This window comes from Cycloclasticus sp., from assembly GCF_019090545.1.
GTDB lineage: Bacteria > Pseudomonadota > Gammaproteobacteria > Methylococcales > Cycloclasticaceae > Cycloclasticus > Cycloclasticus pugetii.
On the sequence record NZ_JAHRVT010000039.1, the window covers coordinates 75475 to 98646 of the forward strand.

The 23172-nt window shown below is 37.2% G+C and carries 18 protein-coding genes, 1 tRNA gene, 1 pseudogene and 1 riboswitch; all 20 genes and pseudogenes read right to left on the reverse strand.

Annotated elements, in window-relative coordinates; genetic code table 11:
• The 20 genes and pseudogenes from KUG63_RS09880 to KUG63_RS09975 all read right to left on the reverse strand — a co-directional run bounded on the left by KUG63_RS09880 (position 1) and on the right by KUG63_RS09975 (position 23158).
• Positions 1–981, reverse strand: a complete 981-nt coding sequence (locus KUG63_RS09880; RefSeq protein ID WP_287555095.1) for a glycosyltransferase — start codon at positions 979–981, stop codon at positions 1–3.
• Positions 982–998: 17 nt separating this feature from the next.
• On the reverse strand, positions 999–1958 hold the full coding sequence (locus KUG63_RS09885; protein WP_287555097.1) for a glycosyltransferase family 2 protein: 960 nt from the start codon (positions 1956–1958) through the stop codon (positions 999–1001).
• A gap of 55 nt (positions 1959–2013) precedes the next feature.
• The gene (locus KUG63_RS09890; protein ID WP_287555098.1) at positions 2014–3516 is read right to left on the reverse strand and encodes an O-antigen ligase family protein; all 1503 of its coding nucleotides are present in this window, start codon (positions 3514–3516) and stop codon (positions 2014–2016) included.
• 65 nt (positions 3517–3581) lie between these two features.
• On the reverse strand, positions 3582–4622 hold the full coding sequence (locus KUG63_RS09895; RefSeq protein WP_287555100.1) for an acyltransferase: 1041 nt from the start codon (positions 4620–4622) through the stop codon (positions 3582–3584).
• Positions 4623–4728: 106 nt separating this feature from the next.
• Positions 4729–5907: a glycosyltransferase family 4 protein gene (locus KUG63_RS09900; RefSeq protein WP_287555103.1), complete on the reverse strand. Its 1179-nt coding sequence runs from the start codon at positions 5905–5907 to the stop codon at positions 4729–4731.
• The gene (locus KUG63_RS09905) at positions 5904–6947 is read right to left on the reverse strand and encodes an acyltransferase family protein (protein WP_287555106.1); all 1044 of its coding nucleotides are present in this window, start codon (positions 6945–6947) and stop codon (positions 5904–5906) included. Before KUG63_RS09905 ends, KUG63_RS09900 begins: the two co-directional genes overlap by 4 nt.
• Positions 6937–7839 carry a sulfotransferase domain-containing protein gene (locus KUG63_RS09910; RefSeq protein ID WP_287555109.1) on the reverse strand — a complete coding sequence of 301 codons (903 nt, stop codon included), beginning with the start codon at positions 7837–7839 and terminating at the stop codon, positions 6937–6939. Before KUG63_RS09910 ends, KUG63_RS09905 begins: the two co-directional genes overlap by 11 nt.
• A gap of 24 nt (positions 7840–7863) precedes the next feature.
• On the reverse strand, positions 7864–8721 hold the full coding sequence (locus KUG63_RS09915; RefSeq protein ID WP_287555112.1) for a glycosyltransferase family 4 protein: 858 nt from the start codon (positions 8719–8721) through the stop codon (positions 7864–7866).
• Between the two features lie 247 nt (positions 8722–8968).
• Positions 8969–9901 (reverse strand): glycosyltransferase family 2 protein, encoded by a 933-nt coding sequence (locus KUG63_RS09920; protein ID WP_287555115.1) that lies wholly within the window; start codon positions 9899–9901, stop codon positions 8969–8971.
• A gap of 26 nt (positions 9902–9927) precedes the next feature.
• On the reverse strand, positions 9928–11271 hold the full coding sequence (locus tag KUG63_RS09925; RefSeq protein ID WP_287555118.1) for an oligosaccharide flippase family protein: 1344 nt from the start codon (positions 11269–11271) through the stop codon (positions 9928–9930).
• A 99-nt stretch (positions 11272–11370) separates the two neighbouring features.
• A complete protein-coding gene (locus KUG63_RS09930) occupies positions 11371–12381 on the reverse strand; it encodes a glycosyltransferase (RefSeq protein WP_287555121.1) in 1011 nt (336 codons plus the stop codon).
• Positions 12382–12833: 452 nt separating this feature from the next.
• Positions 12834–12926, reverse strand: a pseudogene (locus KUG63_RS11895) (hypothetical protein); the annotation flags it as partial.
• A gap of 2070 nt (positions 12927–14996) precedes the next feature.
• A complete protein-coding gene (locus tag KUG63_RS09940; protein WP_287555125.1) occupies positions 14997–15887 on the reverse strand; it encodes an ExeA family protein in 891 nt (296 codons plus the stop codon).
• A gap of 2 nt (positions 15888–15889) precedes the next feature.
• The gene (locus KUG63_RS09945; protein ID WP_287555127.1) at positions 15890–16732 is read right to left on the reverse strand and encodes a CpsD/CapB family tyrosine-protein kinase; all 843 of its coding nucleotides are present in this window, start codon (positions 16730–16732) and stop codon (positions 15890–15892) included.
• A 30-nt stretch (positions 16733–16762) separates the two neighbouring features.
• Entirely contained in the window at positions 16763–18358 is a 1596-nt protein-coding gene (locus KUG63_RS09950) for a GumC family protein (protein ID WP_287555129.1), read from the reverse strand.
• A gap of 14 nt (positions 18359–18372) precedes the next feature.
• Positions 18373–19530: a hypothetical protein gene (locus tag KUG63_RS09955; RefSeq protein ID WP_287555131.1), complete on the reverse strand. Its 1158-nt coding sequence runs from the start codon at positions 19528–19530 to the stop codon at positions 18373–18375.
• Between the two features lie 11 nt (positions 19531–19541).
• Positions 19542–20099, reverse strand: a complete 558-nt coding sequence (locus KUG63_RS09960) for a polysaccharide biosynthesis/export family protein (protein ID WP_287555132.1) — start codon at positions 20097–20099, stop codon at positions 19542–19544.
• A 114-nt stretch (positions 20100–20213) separates the two neighbouring features.
• Complete coding sequence (locus KUG63_RS09965; protein ID WP_287555134.1) at positions 20214–20714, reverse strand: hypothetical protein; 501 nt, start codon at positions 20712–20714, stop codon at positions 20214–20216.
• A gap of 38 nt (positions 20715–20752) precedes the next feature.
• Positions 20753–20841: riboswitch (cyclic di-GMP riboswitch) on the reverse strand.
• 232 nt (positions 20842–21073) lie between these two features.
• Complete coding sequence (locus tag KUG63_RS09970) at positions 21074–22483, reverse strand: undecaprenyl-phosphate glucose phosphotransferase (protein WP_287555136.1); 1410 nt, start codon at positions 22481–22483, stop codon at positions 21074–21076.
• Positions 22484–23082: 599 nt separating this feature from the next.
• A tRNA-Glu gene (locus KUG63_RS09975) sits at positions 23083–23158 on the reverse strand.
• Positions 23159–23172 lie beyond the last annotated feature (14 nt).

The following is a 23172-nucleotide window of genomic DNA, read 5'->3' on the forward strand; positions in this document are numbered from 1 at the left end:
TTACTTATATTGAATAACTTTATTTTTTGAGCTTATTTTATTTAAAAAATAAGTCAGGATACCTTGCGATTCTGGAAACTTTGAGAGCATACAAAAAAAAGCATAAATAAACCGATCTTTGCGCGATAGCTTCCCAGTGCTAGCTTTCTTAAAAATTCGGTAAATTTGCACAGGGTAAAGTAAAAATAATAGTAAGCCTGCACTACTATTCGTTGTTAACACTAATAGCACAATAAAAAATGGTAGCCCCGCCCAAAATAAGGCGCTTTTATACTGCTTTGACCAACCACCCCAATCCAGACCATTCATATAACCAAAACCAACCTTTACGCAACGAGTCCACCATTGTGTAAACTGAGTCATTGCCGAGTCATGTGTACCCATTTCTGCATCCAAGCTAAGCACTTTCCAGCCTGTATTACGTATCCTTAAACACAGTTCTGGCTCCTCACCTGCAATTAATAACGCGTTAAAGCCCCCCATGCTTTCAAATACAGTACGCCGATAGGTTGCTATCCCTCCACATGCATCAACAAAACCCGCAGGCTTGTACCAACCCATATCACATAGTTTCATATATACCGAGGTATTGCGGTGTTTTTCCCTTAAACGCCCAAAAACAACGGCAACAGTCTCTTGCTTATCGAGAACATCGATAGCATCAAGAAGCCAGTTCTTATCCAGCTCACAATCACCGTCAATAAAATGCACAAATTCTAACTCTGCGTTCAACTCTAATAAGTGCTTAAACCCCTCATTGCGTGCACGTGCTGCCGAAAATGGCAAACGCTTATCTAACTCAACAACCTCAATACCGTGCTCTTTGGCAATAGCCACACTATCGTCACTGGAGTCAGAGTCAACATAAACCTTTTCGCAACCCCACATATCCATCGATTGAAAGCATAAAGGTAATCGCTTCGCTTCATTTCTTCCAATAATAACAATGCCAATTTTTTCAGTTATATTCTTACTCATCATATTCCTGTAAAAACACCTTATTTCTTAACGGGTAATAACGTAAAGCCACGAAAAAAAACACTATTTAATAAAAAGTCTGTGAATAAACCAGGCGGATAATTATCTTCTTTACGCTGCACTATATTCCTTAACTTCCATGTAGCAAACCCCACCAACCAGCACATATCAGCCATAGCAGCATACAGGGCTCCAAAGTTTTTTAAAAAATAACGCCGCCTTGACTCAAACCAATAAACTGGCATTCTTTTTTGCATTTTTTTATGACTGATACCGGTACTCTGCCCGACTAAGTGCATCACTCGACTGCTCGGCACATACCAACATTCCCAGCCCTTTTTAGCCGCCTGCAAACAAAAGTCTGTCTCTTCAAAATACATAAAATAGGTATCATCTAAAAGCCCCACCTGCTCAAAAACTTCTCGACGAATCATCATGCTCGCACCTGATACCCAATCGGTTTTTATAGGCTCCTTAGGTATTGTTTGCTCACTAACCCATCGTCTTAATAGTTTAGTTAATAAGCCTAAGCTAAAGCCCTTATTCATTTCGCTTTGCCACGTGTGGAACTTAAAAGCAGATGGTAACGCCTGACCGTTTTCATCTTCTATTTGGCTACCAGCAATTCCAACAGCGGGGTTATTCTGCATAAACTTCACCAGTTGGCTAACAGCACCCTTACGCACAACGGTATCGGGATTCAGCAAATAGATATACTCTGGCTTTTGATCAGCCTTTAAAAACTCTCGAATAGCCACATTGTTGCCGTACGCAAAACCACCATTACGACCCGATGCTTTAATACTAGCCCAGCCAGACCATTCTTCAGACACTATCGCAGCTGATATTTTCTCGTACGACCCGTCCTGCGAGTCGTTATCAATCACTATTACTTTAACGCCAGTTCCGTCTAGCGAGCGCAAGCAATCTATGGTGAGCCCCATCGTTTTATAGTTAACAATACAAACGCCTACCTGCATAGTCTTTTCACCCCTCATACCAACCAAAATACCCTCTCAAGTGTAGACTATAAATTCAGATATGACGCCGATCAATAGAGGCTTTTGAAACATAAATAAATGAACTTGCAAGACCAAACAGCAGCCAATAATAATAAGGAATATAATCTACTGAGCTCACCGTATAAATAATGAGTGCTGTTGCCGATAAAATTGAAAACAGTGCACGCCCTAAACGAAACAATTGCTCATCTTCTTTATACAGACGTTTATTTAACACAAAAATATTCTTTAATAGCGATATAAAAATAGCAATAAATAAAACTAGCCCTACCCAGCCATATTGCAAAACAACCTGTAAATAGGAGTTAACCACATCTATTATTCCCTCGCCTTGCATCATGCTCTGCATCTCTGGCGTATTAAGATACGTGGTAGAACCAAACCAAGGGTTCCTTTGCACCACGATGCTCGCCATATCAAACAGCCGAGCCCTATAATCTACCGTTTCGGCACGAATGTTTCCAACAAAGGGAAGTAAGTCTATAAAGTTTTGCCCAAAAGGTGTTATTAATAAAATGGGTAGCGTAATAATAAAGCCCCCAATTAATTTAGAATATTGTGCTATTTTTTGCCGCCCAGTCCAAATAAACACTAAGAGCAAAAACGCCAGCCCCACCCATGGCCCTCTAGAGACTGTACAAACCAAGCCAGTTATTAAAGCAATAAACGGTAGCTTCCTTAAGCTTTTATCCTTAACAAAAGCAGACAGATACAGATAAATGCCAAAGCCAACTGTCAAAATAAAACCCAGCATAATCGGCGTTCTAAACGTTACGGCTGCCCGCAGCATCCCGCCGCGCACCTCACCGGCAGTCACTCTTGAAACAGAGGTTAAATGCTGCAGAAGGTGGTTATAAATATGCCAATGCTTCACAGTTTCAAATACCGCCAAACAAGCCAAAAGACCCGTTGATATAAGGAGAACCGTTAAACATTTATTTAAGCTGTCCACATTGGTAATTGAACGGCTAATAACATAATACGGTAAAAATAAATCCACAAAATGCAAAAATAAAAACCGCACTCCATTTGAAAAAGTGTCATCTCGAAAATCCAGTAAGGAAATAACCACAATAAATAACACTACAAACTTATCAGCTGGTTGGCTAAATAAGCTCTGCTGTTTGCCAGTACTTTGCGCTAAAGCAAAAAAAGCCGGCAATAAAATAACAAGCGCTAAAGCACGTGCATAATTTAATGAAAACAGATAATTAACGATGCCAAAACCAGACAAAATGACATGCATCATTGGTAAAGAGCCTAATAAAAGAATGTATATAAACACTTTAGACTCAGGTTTTTTGGGTAACCATAAAAAACTCGCCATAATAAAGGCAGCATAATAAACCCAAATATTAGGCGATAAAAAAGCTAATGCCTGATTAGCCAACCACACATTCCGCCACGTCACTAACTCCTTTTTCGATATCGTTTCAATCTTCAACAGGCTAACAAACCAGAAAAGAAAGAAGCCAATAAGCAAAATGAAAATGAGGCTTTTTATGGTAATAGACATTTACTATCTCGCTGTATAACGAATTGGTGAACTAACGCCACATAAGTTGCCCTTACTTTTCATCATCAAACAATGTCGCGGAGTAAGGGTATTTTTTTAAATAAAGATACCTGAAGGTAAGACAGAAGAAATATGACCATGGCTGTTATAGGTAACGAATAAGCAACAGAAAAACTGGCTGGGCTTAGCACAAAACCCAAGTAACCATTATATAAAACATCTAAAAAAACAACGTGTACAAGATAAATTCCAAAGCTAGCAGAGCTTAAGTGTTTTATTAGATTATGGCTACCTCCCTCCTTTTCTGGCTGTGTAAAAAAATACCTGAGCACTACAAATGATGAGATAGCCATTAATATGACGTTAGGGCTTAAATAATTATAAAAATATCTATTCAACACCCCATCGTCCCCTAAGGTAAACATATAAGCGCCTGTTGCAGTAGCCACTAACAGCAGAAATAGTGATAACACAGCAAAATAAAATATTTTTCGCGTTAGTAAGAGGTTCCCGAGTAAATACCCTAAGATTAAGTACCCCATATAACCAGAAGTTAGTGCTAAATCTATTTCACTCGAGGCTCCTAACACTTTTTCTAAAAAAGGTAGTCCAGAAACTGAAATAAACCATAATATCAAAACATAATACAGCAGGTTTTTGTCAGCACATCTAACAATAAGTCTTAAGATGGGAAGACATAAGTAAAGGCCTAAAAGTGCATATAAAAACCATAAATGAAAATGAACAGGGGCAACAATAACTTTAATCCAGTGTTCTATTATTATCTGATCTAAACCTGTATTCCAGCTACCCCAATACATATAAAAAACTGACCAAGCGATTAGCGGAACAATTATGCGTCTAACCCTTTTAAGCAATATATCTTGTAAAGGCTCAACCTTTCCCAATAAAAGATAACCAGACAACATAAAGAACAAAGGCACAGCCACTCTACTTAATGAGGCGTACAGGTTTCCTATCTGCCAGTCTACAATCGGAATAACATTATATTGAGTAACAGTTGATGAGCAAGTGTGGACTAAAACAACCAAGAACGATGCTACGACTCTAATATAATCAACCCAATTTACATCTCTAGTATCCATACTTCACAAAGAGCATAAAACAAACCTCATTATTTACTTCTAATTACAATTGTTTCTTTAACAACTGATGTCGCCATAAGAAGCCAACACCCTTTACTTACATTTCTCAAAGTAAGCACTCATTCTTCTCATATATTTTTTTTATCGTCAACGCAGCTTTATCAGCGCCATACATTGCACCTAACTTAATTCTAGCCGCTCGCCCATACTTTTCCACTATATGTCTGTTAGCATACATATCTTGTATGGCAATAGATAAGCCCTTTTGAATATCGGCATTTGCTGTGTCTAAGTGATTTTTCAATGTATCACCTGTTGTGTTTAGACCTACAAAGCGCCTATCGTCGCGCTTATCAATTGAAATTAATCGACCTGTTTTTCCATTATCAATTAACTCAGGTAAAGCAAAAATATCAGTGGCAATAGTGGGTACTCCCAATAAACCTGCTTCAATTGGAACCCAGCCAAGGCTTTCGTCGAATGTTGGGAACAAGAGCACATCACTCGCTTTCATTTCCTCAAAAACAGTATTAATTGGAACACGCCCCTTATATTCGACCCAGTTAGCACTTCTCAGCAAACTTTCTAATTTTGCAATATCTGGAAGATGTTCACCGTACACATAGCATGCTTCACTAAAGCCCCCAATAAATGTAAGCTTGATATCTAGCCCTTGCCGAATCAATTCCTCACAAGCATAGAATAACGGCACAATGCCTTTTCTCATCGCATCGGTGCCAACAAATAATAAATTTAAGGGGCCAGTTGTAGAGTAGGTTTCTTTGGGAGATATTGGTAGTGAAACGCCTCCCCGAAAAACATCAATCTTATTGATAATTTTATCGTCATCAGGTTCTGTAAGACTGAGTGTAAGACGGTTTTTTGCTGCTTCTGATAATGCTAAAATTTTTCGACAGCGATTTGAGCGTAATATTTTCTTTCCAAAATTAAGCTGCCATGGTTTAACGTTACCCAAATACCTAGGCAACTCACATTCGTAGGATACAATAAAGGGCTTTCTACAAAGGGGCAAAGAGTTCCATGTATGCAGTAAATCCACACCAACATCCATTACCAGCGGCGTTTCTCTATAAAAATTAGTTTGAGCTTTTAATAATTTATATAAGGGCAGTGTATATAAACGTTTAAAATCAAAATCATCATGGCTTAAAGCGTAACTCACACGTTCATAACCATAGCCTGGGTTAATTATGCCAACTGTAAAAAGGGATAAATTGTTAAGGTTTTTTTGGTTATTAACTTCTGTTGTTTGCTTGATGTTCATATCACTTTTATTCGGTGTCTTAATCCATAAAGTGGCTCTTCCACAACTTTAAATGATATGTAGGATAATAAGATAGTCACTAACATAATCAGCAAAAATGAAACATTTGATGCCAGAAGATGACTATATTTAGAAAAAGCAGCAATAACAATATAGTGCCCTAAATACATACTAAAACTGATCTTCCCTATAAAACACAGTAATCGACTAGATAAAAACTTATTTAATAAGCCGCTGGTATTGATAGCAATAAAAATCAATAACGAGGACAGCACCCCAAATAACATAAATTGATGGTGGAAATATCCAATGGAAATATCTCTACCTACAAGAAACCCATAAAATTTTGGTACTAAGATAATAAAGAAAAAAAGTATAATTAAACCGAGCCCCCCTAGATATTTCTCGTAGTTATCTGAATTTAGTAGTGGCTTCAACTTTTCAAAATGCCCTTGTAAATAGGCTAAAAAAGACCCCATGTAGAATATTGCCAAAAATGGCATTAAGTTTGACTTAAACTCGGCTTCAACATTTATAGCATATAGCACTAAGAACGCTAACGAAAAAAAACTGATCATAATTTTTTTATCGTGATACTTCAGCATAAGGAGTGACACTAAAGGGATCAAAAAATAATACTGGAATTCGACAGTTATTGCCCAAAAAACGCCTACCCCATCTAACAACAAAAGATTTTTCACTATATCCTGCACATTAAACACCCATATTGTATGACCGTAGCGATGAAAAAGGTAATACACCATTAATGTCATAATAAAGAGGGGATATATACGCAACAACCTTTTGAAAAAATAGGAGGTCACATGAGGCAGAAAATCTAATTCTCTTGCTTGTTCAATAAATTGCCTAGTTAAAAGGTACGCACTTAAAACAAAAAATATAAAAACACCATAACGACCTGACCCACTAAAATCAAAACCATCAAAAAGCATAAAACCCGCCTTATTGACATGTGAGAATAAAACAAATAATACAGCTAAACCTCTAAGACCGGTCAGTGCCTTTACTTCACCAGGCATAATCGTCTTCAATTAACGCATACAGTTCTTGATTGTATGGTTGAAAGTAAGTCTCTAATTCCTTTCGAGTCTTTATTGATAATTCATTATTTAGTCCTACAAACATATTTTTAAATTCTTCTGGGTACCATTCATCAAGTTCCAAGAATTCACACACTTTTTTGAACTCCTCTTTGGTATTACTAAAGAAACGTTCTGCTGAAAGTACTAACAGATTTTCACGTTTAAAATGTAGTAACCAATTTTCAATCTGGTGACTATAGTGACCTCTTAACAAATATGAATGATGATTCCATTCATACCCATAAAAATTTTTATCAGTTGACATTTTATACAGGTCGCCCTTTATTCTTTGACCTTCTGCCGCTATAGCGTCCTCAAAATTCAGGCTTTCCCAGCCCTGGCGAACCCCCATTCCCCAAGCCGAAAATGCTCTCTCAATCGGGTTTCTTAGTAGAACAATAGCTTTAACCTCTGGCAAAACTTCACTAATCCTTTCTGCCGAGTACGGGTGAAAGATATATTCAGGCGTTGCTTCACCCACTAATAAATCTGCAATATTATCAGGTTGTTTTCTGAAAAATCGCTTATAAAATGGCACACCGTAATCATAATAATAATCAAAAAAATGGAGCTCCTTTTTTTCAGGGCTCCAAACAGAGGGGTGGTTAGCTAAATAATGGTGCAATGAGCTGGTTCCACATTTCTGGCCACCAACAATTAAGAAGTTGGGTAACTTTACTTCTTCATTAAGTAGCCCGTAATAGCTCTTTCGTAGTCTACGATATAGCGGCCTAATGCTTTCTCTGAAGTGCCTGTTTTGGCTGATTTTATTTTCATTATTTTTTTGCCCGCCTAATACATCAAGCTGTTTGTTGATAAGATTATTCATATTACTTTGATCACATCCGTTGTATTAATTTTTACTTGTAATATTTACAAAAAACTCATCGAGCATTTTTTTTGTATTCGCTAAAGTATAGCTTTTTGCTTTAATAATGCCTGCGGCTCGTAATCGTTCCTTCAATTTATCATCCGACAGTATTGCCTTTACATGTTTAGCTGCATCCTGGCAGTCACCGTCTTCAGATACTAATGCCGTTTCATTATGAATCATATACTCACTTGCCCCACCGCCGGTAAAGCCAATAACGACACACCCACAGTTCATTGCTTCAAGTGGTGGTAGGGGTAGGCCTTCTGGATAGCCCGTTACTAAAAAAACATCAGCTTTTTGATATTCTTTTATTAACTCAGCTTGTGTTAACCCATCAACTATTTTTAAATCAAAATCGCTTTTATCCCTTTTCACTAGCTTTGTGATCTGCTCTAGATCTGCTAAGTTCTTCCTAGACATGGCAAGTACCCTACCAGGAATTCTCTTTTCAGGTTTATTGATGAATTTCTGTTGATCTATCCCATTGGTTATTGTTGTAGCATCAATACCCATTTTTTTATTAACCATCTCACTACAAAAACTCCCGCACGTCATAACATAGTCATACCCAATATCAATATAGCTTTTATTAACATCTTCTTTTTTGAGTCTTTTATCTATGTTTATCCAGTTTTGCATAAACAAAACTTTTTTTGCACCTATAAAATCAACCCCTTCATAAGGAAAAAACTCAGTAGCAACAATCACGACCTCCTCAGTTAAGTTATAACCAACATCTTTAATATATTTAAGCTCTATATCATAACCAAAAAAATTACCCACATAATCCCCCATAATTAATGGGTAAGCCTCATAGCCTAGCTCTTGCAACATCATGCAATGTTGGTACATCACCTTAATACCCCCTACAGGCTTATGCTTACGAAACACCTTGTTTTTGATATAAGCTATTCCGCGCCCTGACAATACAGACTTAAGCCAGTCTTTTAACTTAAATTCTTTTTTGTGCAAGTCTGGAATGAGGTAATAAATAGTAGCCATCGTAAAAAATCTCTCTTAAGTAAAAATTTATATCTAATTATTTCAAATTAATCGTGCCACTAAGGGTTGTATTGACACCCTATCACTTAACAATTAATGCCGCTAAATTACGCCAACTCGTTAGACTAAAAGGTTTTTTTATACACACTTTACCCCCTTTGCTAATTGCTTTTATTTTTTGCCCTTCACGGTGTAAGCGCCAAGCTTCCGATGTAAGCATCCCACTTATTTGTTGGGCACTCTTACTGGGCAAACCCTCAAAACTAGGGGTATTCGGTGGTGTTCCGCGTTGTAAGTCATCCACCCCATTTGACAGCCGCTGTTGTTGAAACAGTCTCGCTGTTTCCTCAAAAAAGACTCGTTTATTAGATGCTTGTGTATGTGTAATCGAATTATCATGCAATCTATAAAAATAGGTATTTTTGGCTACATACCTAACTTCTCGGCTTTCCCCTAGTCGTAATTGAAGGTCAATATCTTGTGAGGTAACAAAAAAATCTCTACACCCTTTAGCTTCAATCAATACTTCACGTTTTGTTAAATAGGTACAAAAGCTTGTTCTTGTTTTTCCTGTTAGCAATTCATTAGAAATGCTTTCTGTAGCTTGACCGCAATTCAGTTTTGAAATAACAGTGCCTTTAGGTTCCATTGTTGAATAGGTTCCACATACCGCGTCGCACTCTTGATGCTCTTCTAAATATTTAACCTGCCAAGACAATCTATCGTTGGGATACAAATCATCGGCATCACAATTTGCAATATATGTCCCTTCTGCAATTGCTAGGGCCGTATTAAACGCGCCAGCGGCACCCGTTTTAGGGCCAGTTATTACTTTAACTCGATCATCGTGAAAAGAATCAGCTACTTCTCTACTGCCATCTATTGAGCCATCATCAACAACAATCAGCTCAAAGTTTTTAAAGTCTTGCTGTAAAACTGAGCTTATCGCTTCATAAACATAAGGTTCAGCATTTTTCATTGGCATAATAACCGATACAACAACATTGTTTTTCATTTAGCATCTACCTTATAAAAAAGTAACTATAGTCCAAAGAAAGTCATTGCGTAATGTCCTAGGCCATATACTAAGAAAAAAACCGGCCAGGCTTTAAACTCATCTAGCCAGCTCAATAATTTATATTGGTGCATTTTATAAAAAATAAGTGGAATCTCAATCACCGAGTGAAGTGCAATAGCAATCACTGCGCCATATAGTCCATAAAAATGAAATGCAAGCGGAACCGTTATAAAAAGGAAAACTGCTGTTACTCCAGTTAAAAACATAATAGATTTTGAGTCACCTAAGGCCATAAAACACACACCCGCCATCGTTGTTCCCAAAAAAATAGTTGAGAGTGATAAAACCTCCAGCATCCACCCTGCTTCTTGATACCTCTCGTCATAAAGAAAGTCGATCACTAGGTGTCCACTACTAACTAGTCCTCCAACAACAACCATAACCACTATGTCTAATGGCATTCTCATTTTATAGTAAACGCGTTTCAGATCTTGTGGTCTATTTCTTACGACATCACTGAGTGCTGAGTACAAAACGGAAGACATTACTTTTCTCACCATTTTGTTAAAGGACATCGCCAGAAAAAATGCAATCGTATAAACCCCTAGCTCATGAGGTGTTATTAATGCACCAAGTATTAGCCTATCCCCTTGGGCCATTAAAAAAGTAAAAATAGACGCACCAAACACCCATTTCCCAAAATGAAAAATCTCTTGCAGTGCTTGTTTATTCCAGCCCCATCTACTTTTTTCACCAAGTGAAGAATGATGGGATAAGTACAGCTTAATGAGTGCTGAAACAATTGTTCCAGTGACTAATGCCCAAATATCGCGATGGTAATAAGCTATACCAATCATCAACAACAACCCTATCACCTGGCTTAATAATTCGATAATAACAACTTGGTTAAATTGTAGATTTCTATTAAGCAGGGCTAGGTTAATGGAATTAAAACCAGAAATTAACCCCGTTACCGACATGGCGGCCAAAATAAAAGGCAGCTGAGGGTCCGCATAGACTGTATTATCAGGTAATAAATTATTAACACCGAGATAATATAAAAATGCACTTAACGCTAAAATAAATAAAAATATTATTAAGCCACGCAAAATTTGAACAGCCCAAGCTGTATTTATATAACTTTTTTCGCTGGCATTTTTACTTTGGATTACATTCTGATTAATTCCTAAATCAGAAAACATGGCTATTCCGTTTAAAACAACCGTTACTACAGCCATTAGCCCGAACATTTCAGGCACTAATAGTCGGGTAAGTACTAAATTGCCACCTAAGCGGACTGCTTGCGACACAAAATGCCCAACCAAAACCCAACTCCCACCTTTAAATACCTTGTTTTTTAAACTCACTTTACTATCACTTCCATGTATTTAATCGGCGGATCTTTCTATGCGTTACTCGCAGAATCAAGAAATAATCAAGACGCTGCTGCTTCAATCTAGTTACAACTATATTGTTTTATCAATTGCCTCAAGCATTCTTTTTTTAAAGAAATGGTCATTTTTATAAAAATATTGCTTTGCACTTTTTTTGAGTTTTAACTTCTCAGTCTCAGACATTGACAGAACTCGTTCAATTTTCTTCTCCAAATCTAACGGATCAAATATAAATTTTGTTGAATAACAGACAGGTTCACTCGATTTAACTTTAACCAAAACCCCTCTATCCGCTTGTACAAGCTCATTCATCGGGTAGCCATCAACCGTTATTACAATAGCTCCACAACTTAATGGTTCACAAATATAGTGGCCGAATCCTTCTGCCTCAGATGTGCACAAATGAACTTCAGATTGGTTTTGTATCGCGTTTAACTCATCACTGGCAACATAACCATTTATAAGTGTAATATTACCAGCTTCCAGCCCAATTAAATGGTCTGTAAAGCGTGAAATAACTTTTAATTGGGGCCACTCTGGATGCTTTTTCCATATTTTCATTAAAGGGATCGTCCCCTTAGCTTTACTATTTCCAGCGATATGCACGAATGTATTAGCGACTTGTTTATAAGCGCTATTATATGGGCTAATCGTTGAAAAACTAGTGTAAAAAGTTGGCAAGTTCCTTTCGTTGAAAAAAGACTCCGCATCTTTCGTTTTGCATACAAACAAATCTATTTTGTCAAATAAGGCGTAACTCTCATCCATCAACCATTCTAGGTTAGCAATAAAAATATTCTTCTTAGACATATTGAGTTGTCTTATTTTTATTTGCTCTAAATGAAGCGTTACTGAAATTGGCTTAACTTTTAAAGTAGACAAATACGTTAGGAGCCGCAAAAAGTGGAATGACAGTTTTTTAACGACTTGAAGCCTTCTTTTTGAAAGCCCTCTGAGGTTTATTGGGAATGCATTATACCAAACCCTGTAACCTGCTTTAGTTAGTAATGCTCCTAGCAAATCAGCATCTAAGGTTAGGCCACCATTATTGTGATTAAAAGAAATATTTATAATTTTTTTCATAAAACTAATTAAGTAATCAATGCGTCCTTTACATTCTAATTAATTGAAAGAAACGTTAATAGCAAGCCTTGTTATAAAACCGACTAATCCCTTAAAGCCAAGTTGTTAAACTTGGCTTTAAGGGATTAGCTCACCTACATTTTATAAACCAAAGACTATCTATTTAGTTCTAAATAATTTATCGCATTTATAAAGCTCTTGATTAAACGCCTGCTTTATCTAAGGTTAAACAAAACCACCTAATATAAAACCTCTTACTCTACATCATGCATCTTCCCCTAGCATAGACTTGGCAAGTCTTATTCGGAGCAACAGATTTTACGGGCGCCGAATTTGAACTCCCTTTTTTGTTTGTAGAAAACAAAGAGCCCGCTTTATATGTTGTGCTAACAAACCCATTATCACTTACGCTTTCTTGTAGAGGGTTCCTTTGTATACTGCTAGTTAGCAGTTCATTTTCTGTAGAAGTTTGACTTCCCAGCGTCTCTTGTACGGGTGTTTCTTGTACCGGTGTTTCTTGTACCGGTGTTTCTTGTACCGGTGTTTCTTGTACCGGTGTTTCTTGTACCGGTGTTTCTTGTACCGGTGTATCACTATATGAATGGTTTAATAACGCTTGAACCAGGTTTTGTACAGTAGATGCAGACACCGTTTTTTTACAAGCATTTGAAGCACCTTTAACATCAATGTTTTTATCTGACCCCCTAACACACTCACTTAAAGGGTAATCCGCCAGGTAAATATCATTATTTTCCACACTCATTGGGTGAAAACCGCCTACTCGAACACCTGACGTTTGATTCCAGTTTTTAGTGAGTAGTATTTTATTGTTTCTAATAGTAATGTTTTTAGATTTAACCGTGTCTTCGGTTCTTACTGGCACACTGATTCCATGAACCAGCACAGAGCCTTCGTCAATAATGGTATTATTTTCGATAAGCGCACCATCACATGATGCACAACCGATAGCATTACCACCTACGTTTAATAGAGTATTCCCTCTTATCACTACATCTTTAAAGTACTCATCATAGCCATAGCCTGGGTCTACGCTAATACCGTAGCAAGTGCCTTTAACCGCCCCTACATCTTCTTTAATAAGGTTGTTTTCAATGGTAAGACCTTCGAACCGCCCATGTGCCACTAATGAAACCCCGCCACACTTGCCCTCATCGTCTAAGGCAGATTGATATAAAGTATTCCCTCGCACAACCATGTTTTTTGTAATGGAGGTTTCATCTGAGCCAGAGCTAAGATAAATATTGTGATGATATACAGTAGCCCCGTTATTTTGAAAGTAATTGTTTTCATAAAGGCAATCAGTACAGCCGCCTAACACACCTTGCCCAACGTTATTTATTACCGTTGAGTTTTTGAGCGTTATTTTATGTATGTTTGTGCCAGCGAGCTGTACACCTAACCTAAAGCCTTGGATATGAAGGTTCTCTAATAACATATCGTGCACACCTACATAAAGAAAAATACCGTTACCCGTGCCGGTTGTGGATAACAAATTAAGGTTTTTTATAACGTAACCACCACCGTTTTTAGCAGGGTTTATATTCCCGTAAAATTTCAAAGCAGCGGTTGAGTCTGATGAAATAATCGACGGCTTAGCTTTTGTTGCATCCCCATAATCACTCAATGTACAGGGAGCCTCTACTGAGCAGTTTAAGTTATTAACCCCTTTACCTTTTGTAATAGGAAACTGTCCACCACGACATAATAAAACACTGTCACCGCCTGATATAGTTGCAAACATTGACATGGCTTTCTCATAACTACGGAATGGGCTTGATTCTGACAAGCCTGTATTTTCATCATTACCCGTATCACACACATAATATGTTTTGCCACCAGCAGCGGATGGGTTATTTTCCAACTCTGTATTAATTTGCTTAATAATATTATGCGCCCCGGCTAATTGGTCAATTTTTATATTGGTTTGCTCAGGCTTAGTGTTGTTAGATTGACTAGCACTTTCCTTAGGGTCTGTATCAGTGCAACCAAGCATTAATACGACAACACACATAGTGGCGGTTAGCATTTTATTTATTCTAAATGTATTCATCTTTAATACTCCGGTCATTTTCATCTTTTGTTCATATAGGGTTGTAAGCACTTATTACACCTAGGCAAACCAGCTGTTTAATTAGGTATGGATGAAGAATAGAAGAATTTTAAATAGAGAACGTATACTCGGTCACACTTTATCATAAAGCAAATTTAAAGTGAGCTAGGCACCTTACAGACCCGATAACAGCAGCTTACCCAGTTTTTCTTTAGCAGCAAAACAGGTTTTTAGTTGCTCAATAACTGAAGCAGCTTCAAGCTATTACTTAAGTTGTTTGTAATATGCCGATCTTATCAATCACACTTGATATTGATGAACCACGCCCTTTTGTATAATGAGCAATATTTTATTTAGCTATGTTTAGGAATCAGAGGTTTAATATGGCAAAAAAGAAGGAGGGTTAATATTCACATTATCGTTACTTTCAGCACTCTTAACATCGTTTCCATTATCATTTGAAGCGGCTGTTGTTAATGCTTTAGCTGAGCGATCACTTTGAACCGGTTTTCTGTTTGCTGAAAATTCAAAGTAAAAATAATAATTATGTTAATACTATATCGTATTTATTTTTTAATAACTTCCGTACACTTTCTACCTGTGGGTTTAGCTTCCCCGATGGTTTGATGATACGTGAGGTTTTTTTATCTTTCATCATGCTTAGGATTGTATCTATTTTTATCGTTTCCAGATCATCTGCAAAGGCGTATACCAAAGCAAAATCACATAGATTATTTATTCTTCTAGGAACACCTTCGCTATAACAAAATATGGCTGCACACGCTTCGTGCGTAAAGATACGGTGACTTGCACCCGCTGTTTTTAAACGGTGCGTTATATAGTTTTCTGTTTGCCTATAATTTAAGGCACTCAGGTGAAACTCTACCCCGATACGTTGGGCAAATTGCTCAAGCTCAGGTTCATTTAATTTATCAATTAATTCTGGCTGCCCTGTTAAAATTAATTGCAAAAAGATATCGGCGTCGATATTTACATTTGATAATAAACGTAACTCTTCTAATGCTTTTACACTTAGATTTTGTGCCTCATCTATTATAAGGATGACACGTTTCCCTTCTGCGTACCGCTCTATAACAAAGTTTATGTAATCTCTGTATCTACCAGCATTATCTAAGGCAGCTGATTCAATATCAAGAGCATCTAACACCCACTCCATTAGCCCACCAAAGGACTCGTGCGTGTTATTGATTAAACCAATAACGCAGTCATCATCTATTTTTTTTAGTAATGCTCTAATCAGTGTTGTTTTACCCGCACCAATTTCGCCCGTTACTACCGTAAAACCAGCATGACTTACAACTCCATATTCTAACAGTGTTAATGCTTTTTTATGATTAGGGCTTAAGTATAAAAATTCTGGGTCAGGTACTTGATTAAATGGCTTATTATTTAAGCCAAAATATTCCGTATACATTTTTAGTAACTTTGATGCATTGGTGGTTTCTCGGACTTATTTAGTACACTACCAATGAGCTCAGTACCTTCTAACAATTGAAGAGACTTGACTATTTCAGACTCCTTATTTTTACCATCTTCCAAAACCAATAAGGTAGAGTCAATGTAATTAGAAGCCAATAAAACATCATCGGTTTGTAAGATTGGCGGCGAATCAAAGATAATCATTCTTGAATTATATTTCGTTTTTAAATCAGACACTAAATGAGCCATTTTCTTACTTGATAATAATTCCGCTGAATTTTCTGCCCGACCTTTTCCTGGTAATATGACTAATCCTTTAATACCAGGGTTAATTAGTACTTCAGAAATACCAATATTACCTTCTAAGTAATCTTTTAAACCTACTTCTACATCTAAACTAAAATAATCGCTTAACGTTGGATTCCGTAAATCTAAATCTACTAATAGTACTGTTTGATTTGACTCCATTGCCATGGCGACAGCCAAGTTTGAGGACACTACAGATTTACCTTCACCGGCTGTCGGAGAAGTAATCGCCAGGGTCTGAAAACTTTTTTCACGCATTTTTTGCAATACTTGCGTTCGAAGCATTCTAAAAACGCCAGACTGAGAATTACTATATTGTGAAGCAATTACTCGTTTTTCTGCTAAAGCTTTTTCTGAAACCTCTACGACTTTTGTTTCGGTATAAGTAATTCCTGTTACATCCTGAGCGTTATTTAACGGTTGATTTTTATCAACAGTAACAACGATGTCTTTTCTATTTTCATCATTAAATGAATTAGGCCCAGGCTGCTGCTTAGCTTTTGCTTTATCCAACGCTTTTTGTATTCTATCCATATATTTACACCTTTAAATAACGTTGAACGTTCAAAGTAAGCTAATTTTACGAAGAACCTTAAACCAGAGTATTTCAAGATCCATAACAAAAAAGTGAACACCTATTACTAATACCACAATCGCCCCAAGTAACCAGTATATTTTAGTATAAGGGTTGCTTGTTTTTACAATATGCTCACCTTTTACTGTCAATATTGGTATTACAACAAGTGGAGCAGTACCGGTAATTTTTCTGATTTTGTCATAACCTCTAACACCACCCACCAAGAACTCAAACAATAAAGCAAGACCAACACCAACAGCTATTGAACCTGCCACACCTAAAACAAATATTTTAGGTCTATTTGGTTTTTCAGGCTTACCAGGAACGCGCGGCGGTTCAATCAAAGTGAAGCTTTCACCTTTATTTTCAGACTCGAGATTTTTAGCCAGCTGTGCCTGCAATTCCTTAGACTTCAGCTCTTGATACTTCGCCATATTATTATCATAATCACGAATTAAATCATCATAAGCTCTTTTAACCTGATGAGTATCAGCAACTCGTTTTTCAAATAGGGCTAGCTTTTCTTTTAATTCTTTTTTGGCGACTAAAAGCCTGTTAATTTCACGTTCAGAAGACTTTATATTTGATTGTATTTTTAAATACAGTGGGCTTCTATACTGTGTAGGAGTAGCATCATTCGTATTAACTGATTGTTCCACCTCTAGCTCAAGGCTATCTATTTGTCTTTTTAAGCGCTTAACATCTGGGTGGTTATCTGAGTATTTGCCTTGAAGGGTTGTGTACTCAGATTTTGCAAGAGCCAGCTGCTGAACTGCTGTCGTTGGCTGCTGCTGCATGCCTGGAGACGGCATTAATGCATCTAGATTGGCTAGTTCTATATTCATTAATATTACTTGCTCTTTTAAATCCATGATCTCGTTTTGACCATCAACCAATTCTTTCTGAATACTCTCGACCATTGATAAATTATAAGGAAGTAGCTCCGGTAGACTGTCGTTATACGTTTCCTTAAAGTCAGCTATGTTTTTTTCTAATAATTGAATTTCGCGTTTAAACTTATTCGCCTCTTCTTTTAAAAAACCTTCTGTTTCTTGCGCGCGAGCGGTACGTGTTTTAACGTTTTCACTCAGAAACTGTGTTGTTAACTCGTTAGCAACCACTTGTGCTGTGGTTGGACTTTTATCCATAAAGGAGACATTGAAGGCAATATTTGCACGCTTAGCACGTCCACTACGTGGGTCTGTTACATCTGCACTCACCATATCAATAAACATGTTTGCTTTAAAATAGTTAACTATTGCAGAAGGGGGTGATTTTTGACGTTCTTCAACGTAAAGGTTATGACGTTTGACAATATCCATTATTCTTGACGTGGTCATTAACTTTTGTTTGATGACCGCTATTCTTTGGTCGGCATAACTGGTCACTGTTGAGCGAACTAAATCATTAGGAATCTCTTGAGATTCAATTAAAATTAAGCCACTAGATTTGTACGTTGCGGGTAACGAAAGTGCAATAGCGCCAGATACCAATATAAGAAAAATGGCTGGGTATATAACTAATTTTTTATGGCGATTAAGTATTTCTAAATAATCACTTATTCCTTTAACATCTTCTTCCATTTTTTCTCTATACCTTAGCGGGAGACTCTAAAACCATCCCAATTATAGTTTAACATCAGCATAACTGCTTGACTGCTTGCATCACTGTCATCTAATTCTTCTTTTTGCTGACGGAAGATATATGAAAAAGTTAAGCTAGCATCTGGTGAGAACTTCCAATTTACAGAAGGTGAAAAATTAATATTTTCACGTTCATCATTATCATCAAGGGCAGCTGTTGTTTTTTGAAAACTGGTACTAACTCGCGCTGTTAGTGTTTCGGTTAGTTCTCTAGACCAGTTAAGGCTAATCCTATCCTGTTCTGTCACACCACCTGTGCTAGAAGGACTTATTGAACGAGACAAATTTAGACTTGCATTATCGACTTCACCTTTATAGGAAACAGTCATATCTACCGAAGAGCCTGTATCACTGGTGTCTTCTTTAAAACCAAACAAACCAGTTTGCTCACTATCGAGCTGTCGCATCCCTACGCTGCCATTAATAGCCCAAATTTCTGATAGGTCGTACTTTGTTGTTAGCGACACATTATAAGTATCGTCATCTGTCGTAGTGAACAGACCACTTGATTTATTATTATTCGCCGATACGCTAACACCACCATTAAAACGCTCAGTAAACTGATGCTCCCAACCCGTCGAAAAGGAACGATTTCTACTATTACTAAAGTCAGCCGTTGAATATTCTTTCGTAGAATAACTAGCACTTACCAATAACACATCACGTTCTGAGAGTTGAAAACTATACGAGGGTGAAATACTTTCCGTGGTTGATATTGAGTTTGTTTCAAAATCACCTGAATCCTCTTCGGCCTCAGACCGACTGGTACTTTCCACATAACTCACGTCAAGACCCCAGGTACTTCTTTCTGTTTTATAATCTGTCTGAAAACGCAAAAAAGGGTTGTCTGTATCAAGCTGACTTGACCTTTCATACCGGTCTAATACATAACCTGTGCTTAAGGATGTTTCGACATTCTCAAGTGCATGAGCCACTTTTAATGTAGGGCTCATACTTGCATGATAATCTCCCAGTTTATTTTCATCACGCATAAAAATATTATCGTCATATTCCAACGAAGGATTGACACTACCTGATAAAGACCACTCAGCAGCATGTAAACTGCTCACCGCAATCGTTCCAAACAATGTTAATGGAATTATTTTGTTCATTAGAGGCCTGACTATGGAATTACAATAACATCGCCACTTTCCAGTACCACATTTGTGGACAGGTCATCGCCATCTTTTATCTTCGCATAATGAACGGGCATAACAGTTTGCTTACCATTATTTTCACGTAGCACAATAATGTTATTTTCCTGAGCATAGGTAGATAAACCACCTGCTAAACTTAATGCTTGCATTACCGTTAATTGTTGATTCATAACAAAACTGCCAGGTGTTTGCACTTTGCCCAGTATATGAACCGTATTACCGTTAACACTTGCCACAACAACTGTTACCACAGGGTCTGTTATATACTCTTCAAGCTTCTTCTTAAGGGCTAGTTCAAGTTCGTTAATACTTTTACCCTTAGCTTGTAATGACCCCGCAAGCGGGAAAGACAAACTACCATCCGGCAAAACAGCAACTGTTTTATTTAATGCTTCCTCTTTCCAAACTGATATATCCAAAATATCGCCTGCATTTAATAAATATTTTTCAGAGGCTATTGCATTGTGGCTCACTAACAACACAACCAATAGTAAAAAGTTGCCGCATAAATTTACATTTCTCATTTGGATATTACCTTTTTTATAAAACTAAACTAATTGTAATTTAATATATAAAAAAAGGGAGCAAAAGCTCCCTTTTTTAACTAATAACTTGCTAAAAGCAAATGTATTAGAAACTTAAGCGGCAACAGCTGCTTTACGGCGTAAGCCAAAGAACCCTAAAAGCGCTGGTGCAAATAGAAATAAAGCAGCAGGCACAGGTACTGCACTTACTGAAATATCGTAGCTTAATGCAGTTGAAGTTACACTTGTAAAGTCAACCCAATATGTGTGCCCAGCTTGTAAAAATACACTCGTAATAAAATCGCCAGCAACAAATTCTTGAATAATACGAACACCATCATCCCAAATACTAAGCTCAGCTTGTGACACTGCTGACTCAGGGTTGAAAGACCATTCAACAACAGCAGACGTGTCAACATCAGTTGTTAAATTAAAGTCTGAGAACCAACTACCACCTGCTGTTTCGCCACTACCAATTGCCACATTGCCATTATTTACAACCGCTGATACTTCTTGAGAAGCATTTAAGGTACCCGCAGTCGTAAGCGAAAGTGTTGCTGCTGAGGCGTTAGCCGACAAGAGCATTCCTACTATTAAAAACATTACTTTTTTCATAATTTTTTCCTTTAAATTAATTTAAATATTTACCTAAGTAATGCAGTCCAGCCATCTTCAGGTTTGCATGCGTTAAAGATCTGTGACTTTCCGTCCCTGGTTCACACCAAGTTTGGCCTAAAAAAACCATCCACTTATCACTAAGCTTATGGCCGTTAAGTGCCTTTACAAACTAAAAATAACCGTAAAGACAAATTCATAATAAGCAAATAATAACTAACCGCCTATTGTACTTTGGTACTAATTAATCGTAATAATCATTCTTTCTAACATAAACATTATAACAATGTAATTAGCATACACATATTATATGTCCGTTTATTACCTGAATGTTAGTTTTTTTATTATCAATACTAAATTTAATAAGCATTTTTATTTAAAAAGCCTTTAAATATAGTTAGGAATATAATTTTTAAATCCAATCCAATTGTCCATGTTTGAATATATTTAAGATCATAATGAACTCGCCCTTCCATTTTATCCAAGGTATCTGTTTCACCTCTAAACCCTTTAATTTGCGCTAAGCCGGTAATACCTGGTTTTACTTTATGCCGAAGCATATAGCCTTGAATTTTCTCTCGATACTCTTCATTATGGGCAACGGCATGGGGTCTAGGCCCAACAATTGACATAGTACCCTTAAGCACATTAAAAAATTGCGGCAATTCATCAAGAGATGTTTTTCGTATAAAAGCACCAAACGGTGTAATACGTGCATCGCCTTTTTTCGCTTGCTGTATATGTTCACCATTATCTTGTGTCGTCATTGAACGAAACTTCCACACCTTTATTTTATCCCCATCTATGCCATAGCGTGTTTGCCTGAACAATACGGGGCCTGCAGAAGTAAGCTTTATAATGATTGCAATAATTAACATGACAGGGGCTATTAGTGTGAGAATAAAAATACTCAAAATAATATCCTCTATACGTTTTAAAAAGCTATCCAATCCAGCGAAGGGTGTCTCGTAAATACTGATTGCTGTCACACCTTGATAATCTACCCAACGTGAATTAAGTAAATTAAACGTAAACAGGTCAGGCACAAAGTAAACCGACGCTGTACTATCAGCCAACCGCTCCGTTATCGTTTTAATTCTTTTCTCTGCTGACATAGAAATGGTAATGTAGACCGTATCTACAGCTCCGCTCTTACAATCTCTTATCAATTGTTCTATCCCACCAAGGATATCGACCCCCTCTCCATCAAATCGTCTATCACCTGAGATATGTGCTCGATCATCATAATAACCAACAAATTTAAGCCCACTCCAATCCATATTTTGAAAGCTCTCCCTTAACCGATTACCAAGAGGCGTCGCTCCAAAGATAGCCACTTGACGAGTATTATGCCCTTTAGATCTAATGTAACTCAGTGTCACGCGAACAGCAGCATGCCAGGCAATTAACTGAATCGGCACAATCACCAACCAAGCACGCACAGTCGGTGCATAGTAGAGACCTGTTTTAAACAGCAATGAGTCAGCCACGAATAGCACAAACACTGTCATTAGCCAAGAGAAAAGGACTGCTCTTATTTCAGAGCGAACACCCATCCCTCTCCATGACCTATAGGCATCTTGCGATTCGGCAAAAAAGTTAAACAGAACCACTGAAACAAGTACAACAGGTAGATACAACGGTATCCACTCAACAGCTAATAGGTTAATAATGGATAAAAACGTTAAAAAAATAATGGCACTATCCGCCAAACGGGCAATAGCATTAATTTTGGTATCGAACTGTCTGATTTTGCCTTGTCGCTTCACTTATTACTCTTCCCTATCCTCATTTAGCTACTCTTTATCTATCACTAGCAGTCAATTAACCTAGCCCTCAAAAAAGCAGTTTTAACTAAATTTTATTGATTATTCAATTCCAGCATCATAGGCATTCCGTTAAACAACAGACATTGCACTCAATTATGCCAAATACTCTATGGGTTTCTATCGAACAACAGCTGATACTTAATGCATTTAACTCAAGTATAGTTGAGCTTTGTAAAATAAAAATCTGACGCCCTGAAAAATACTGGTGCACACCAAATCGACAATAAAAAAGTGGGAAATAAGCCCATTCATGCGCCGCAACATAATACCCGTTTAACTTATCTAAAAACACCTCATGACATAATTCTTTATGAAATAAAATAGAAACACATCCTTCTTTTGTTAAAAACTAATTTCTCGATTTAATGGACAAATAAACTAAAAGAATAAAGGGCTTAATAAAAACTAAAAAAGCCCCCTACACTTTCATTGCAAAAAAACCGGATGAATCTTTTCCATGGGACTGCAAGACAATATATTCTGGGTATATTTCAAACAGACATAAAAAAACCGCTTACAAATGTAAGCGGTTAGTTTAATGGCGTCCCCAAGGGGGTTCGAACCCCTGTTACCGCCGTGAAAGGGCGGTGTCCTAGGCCTCTAGACGATGGGGACTAAGTCTTTATTTA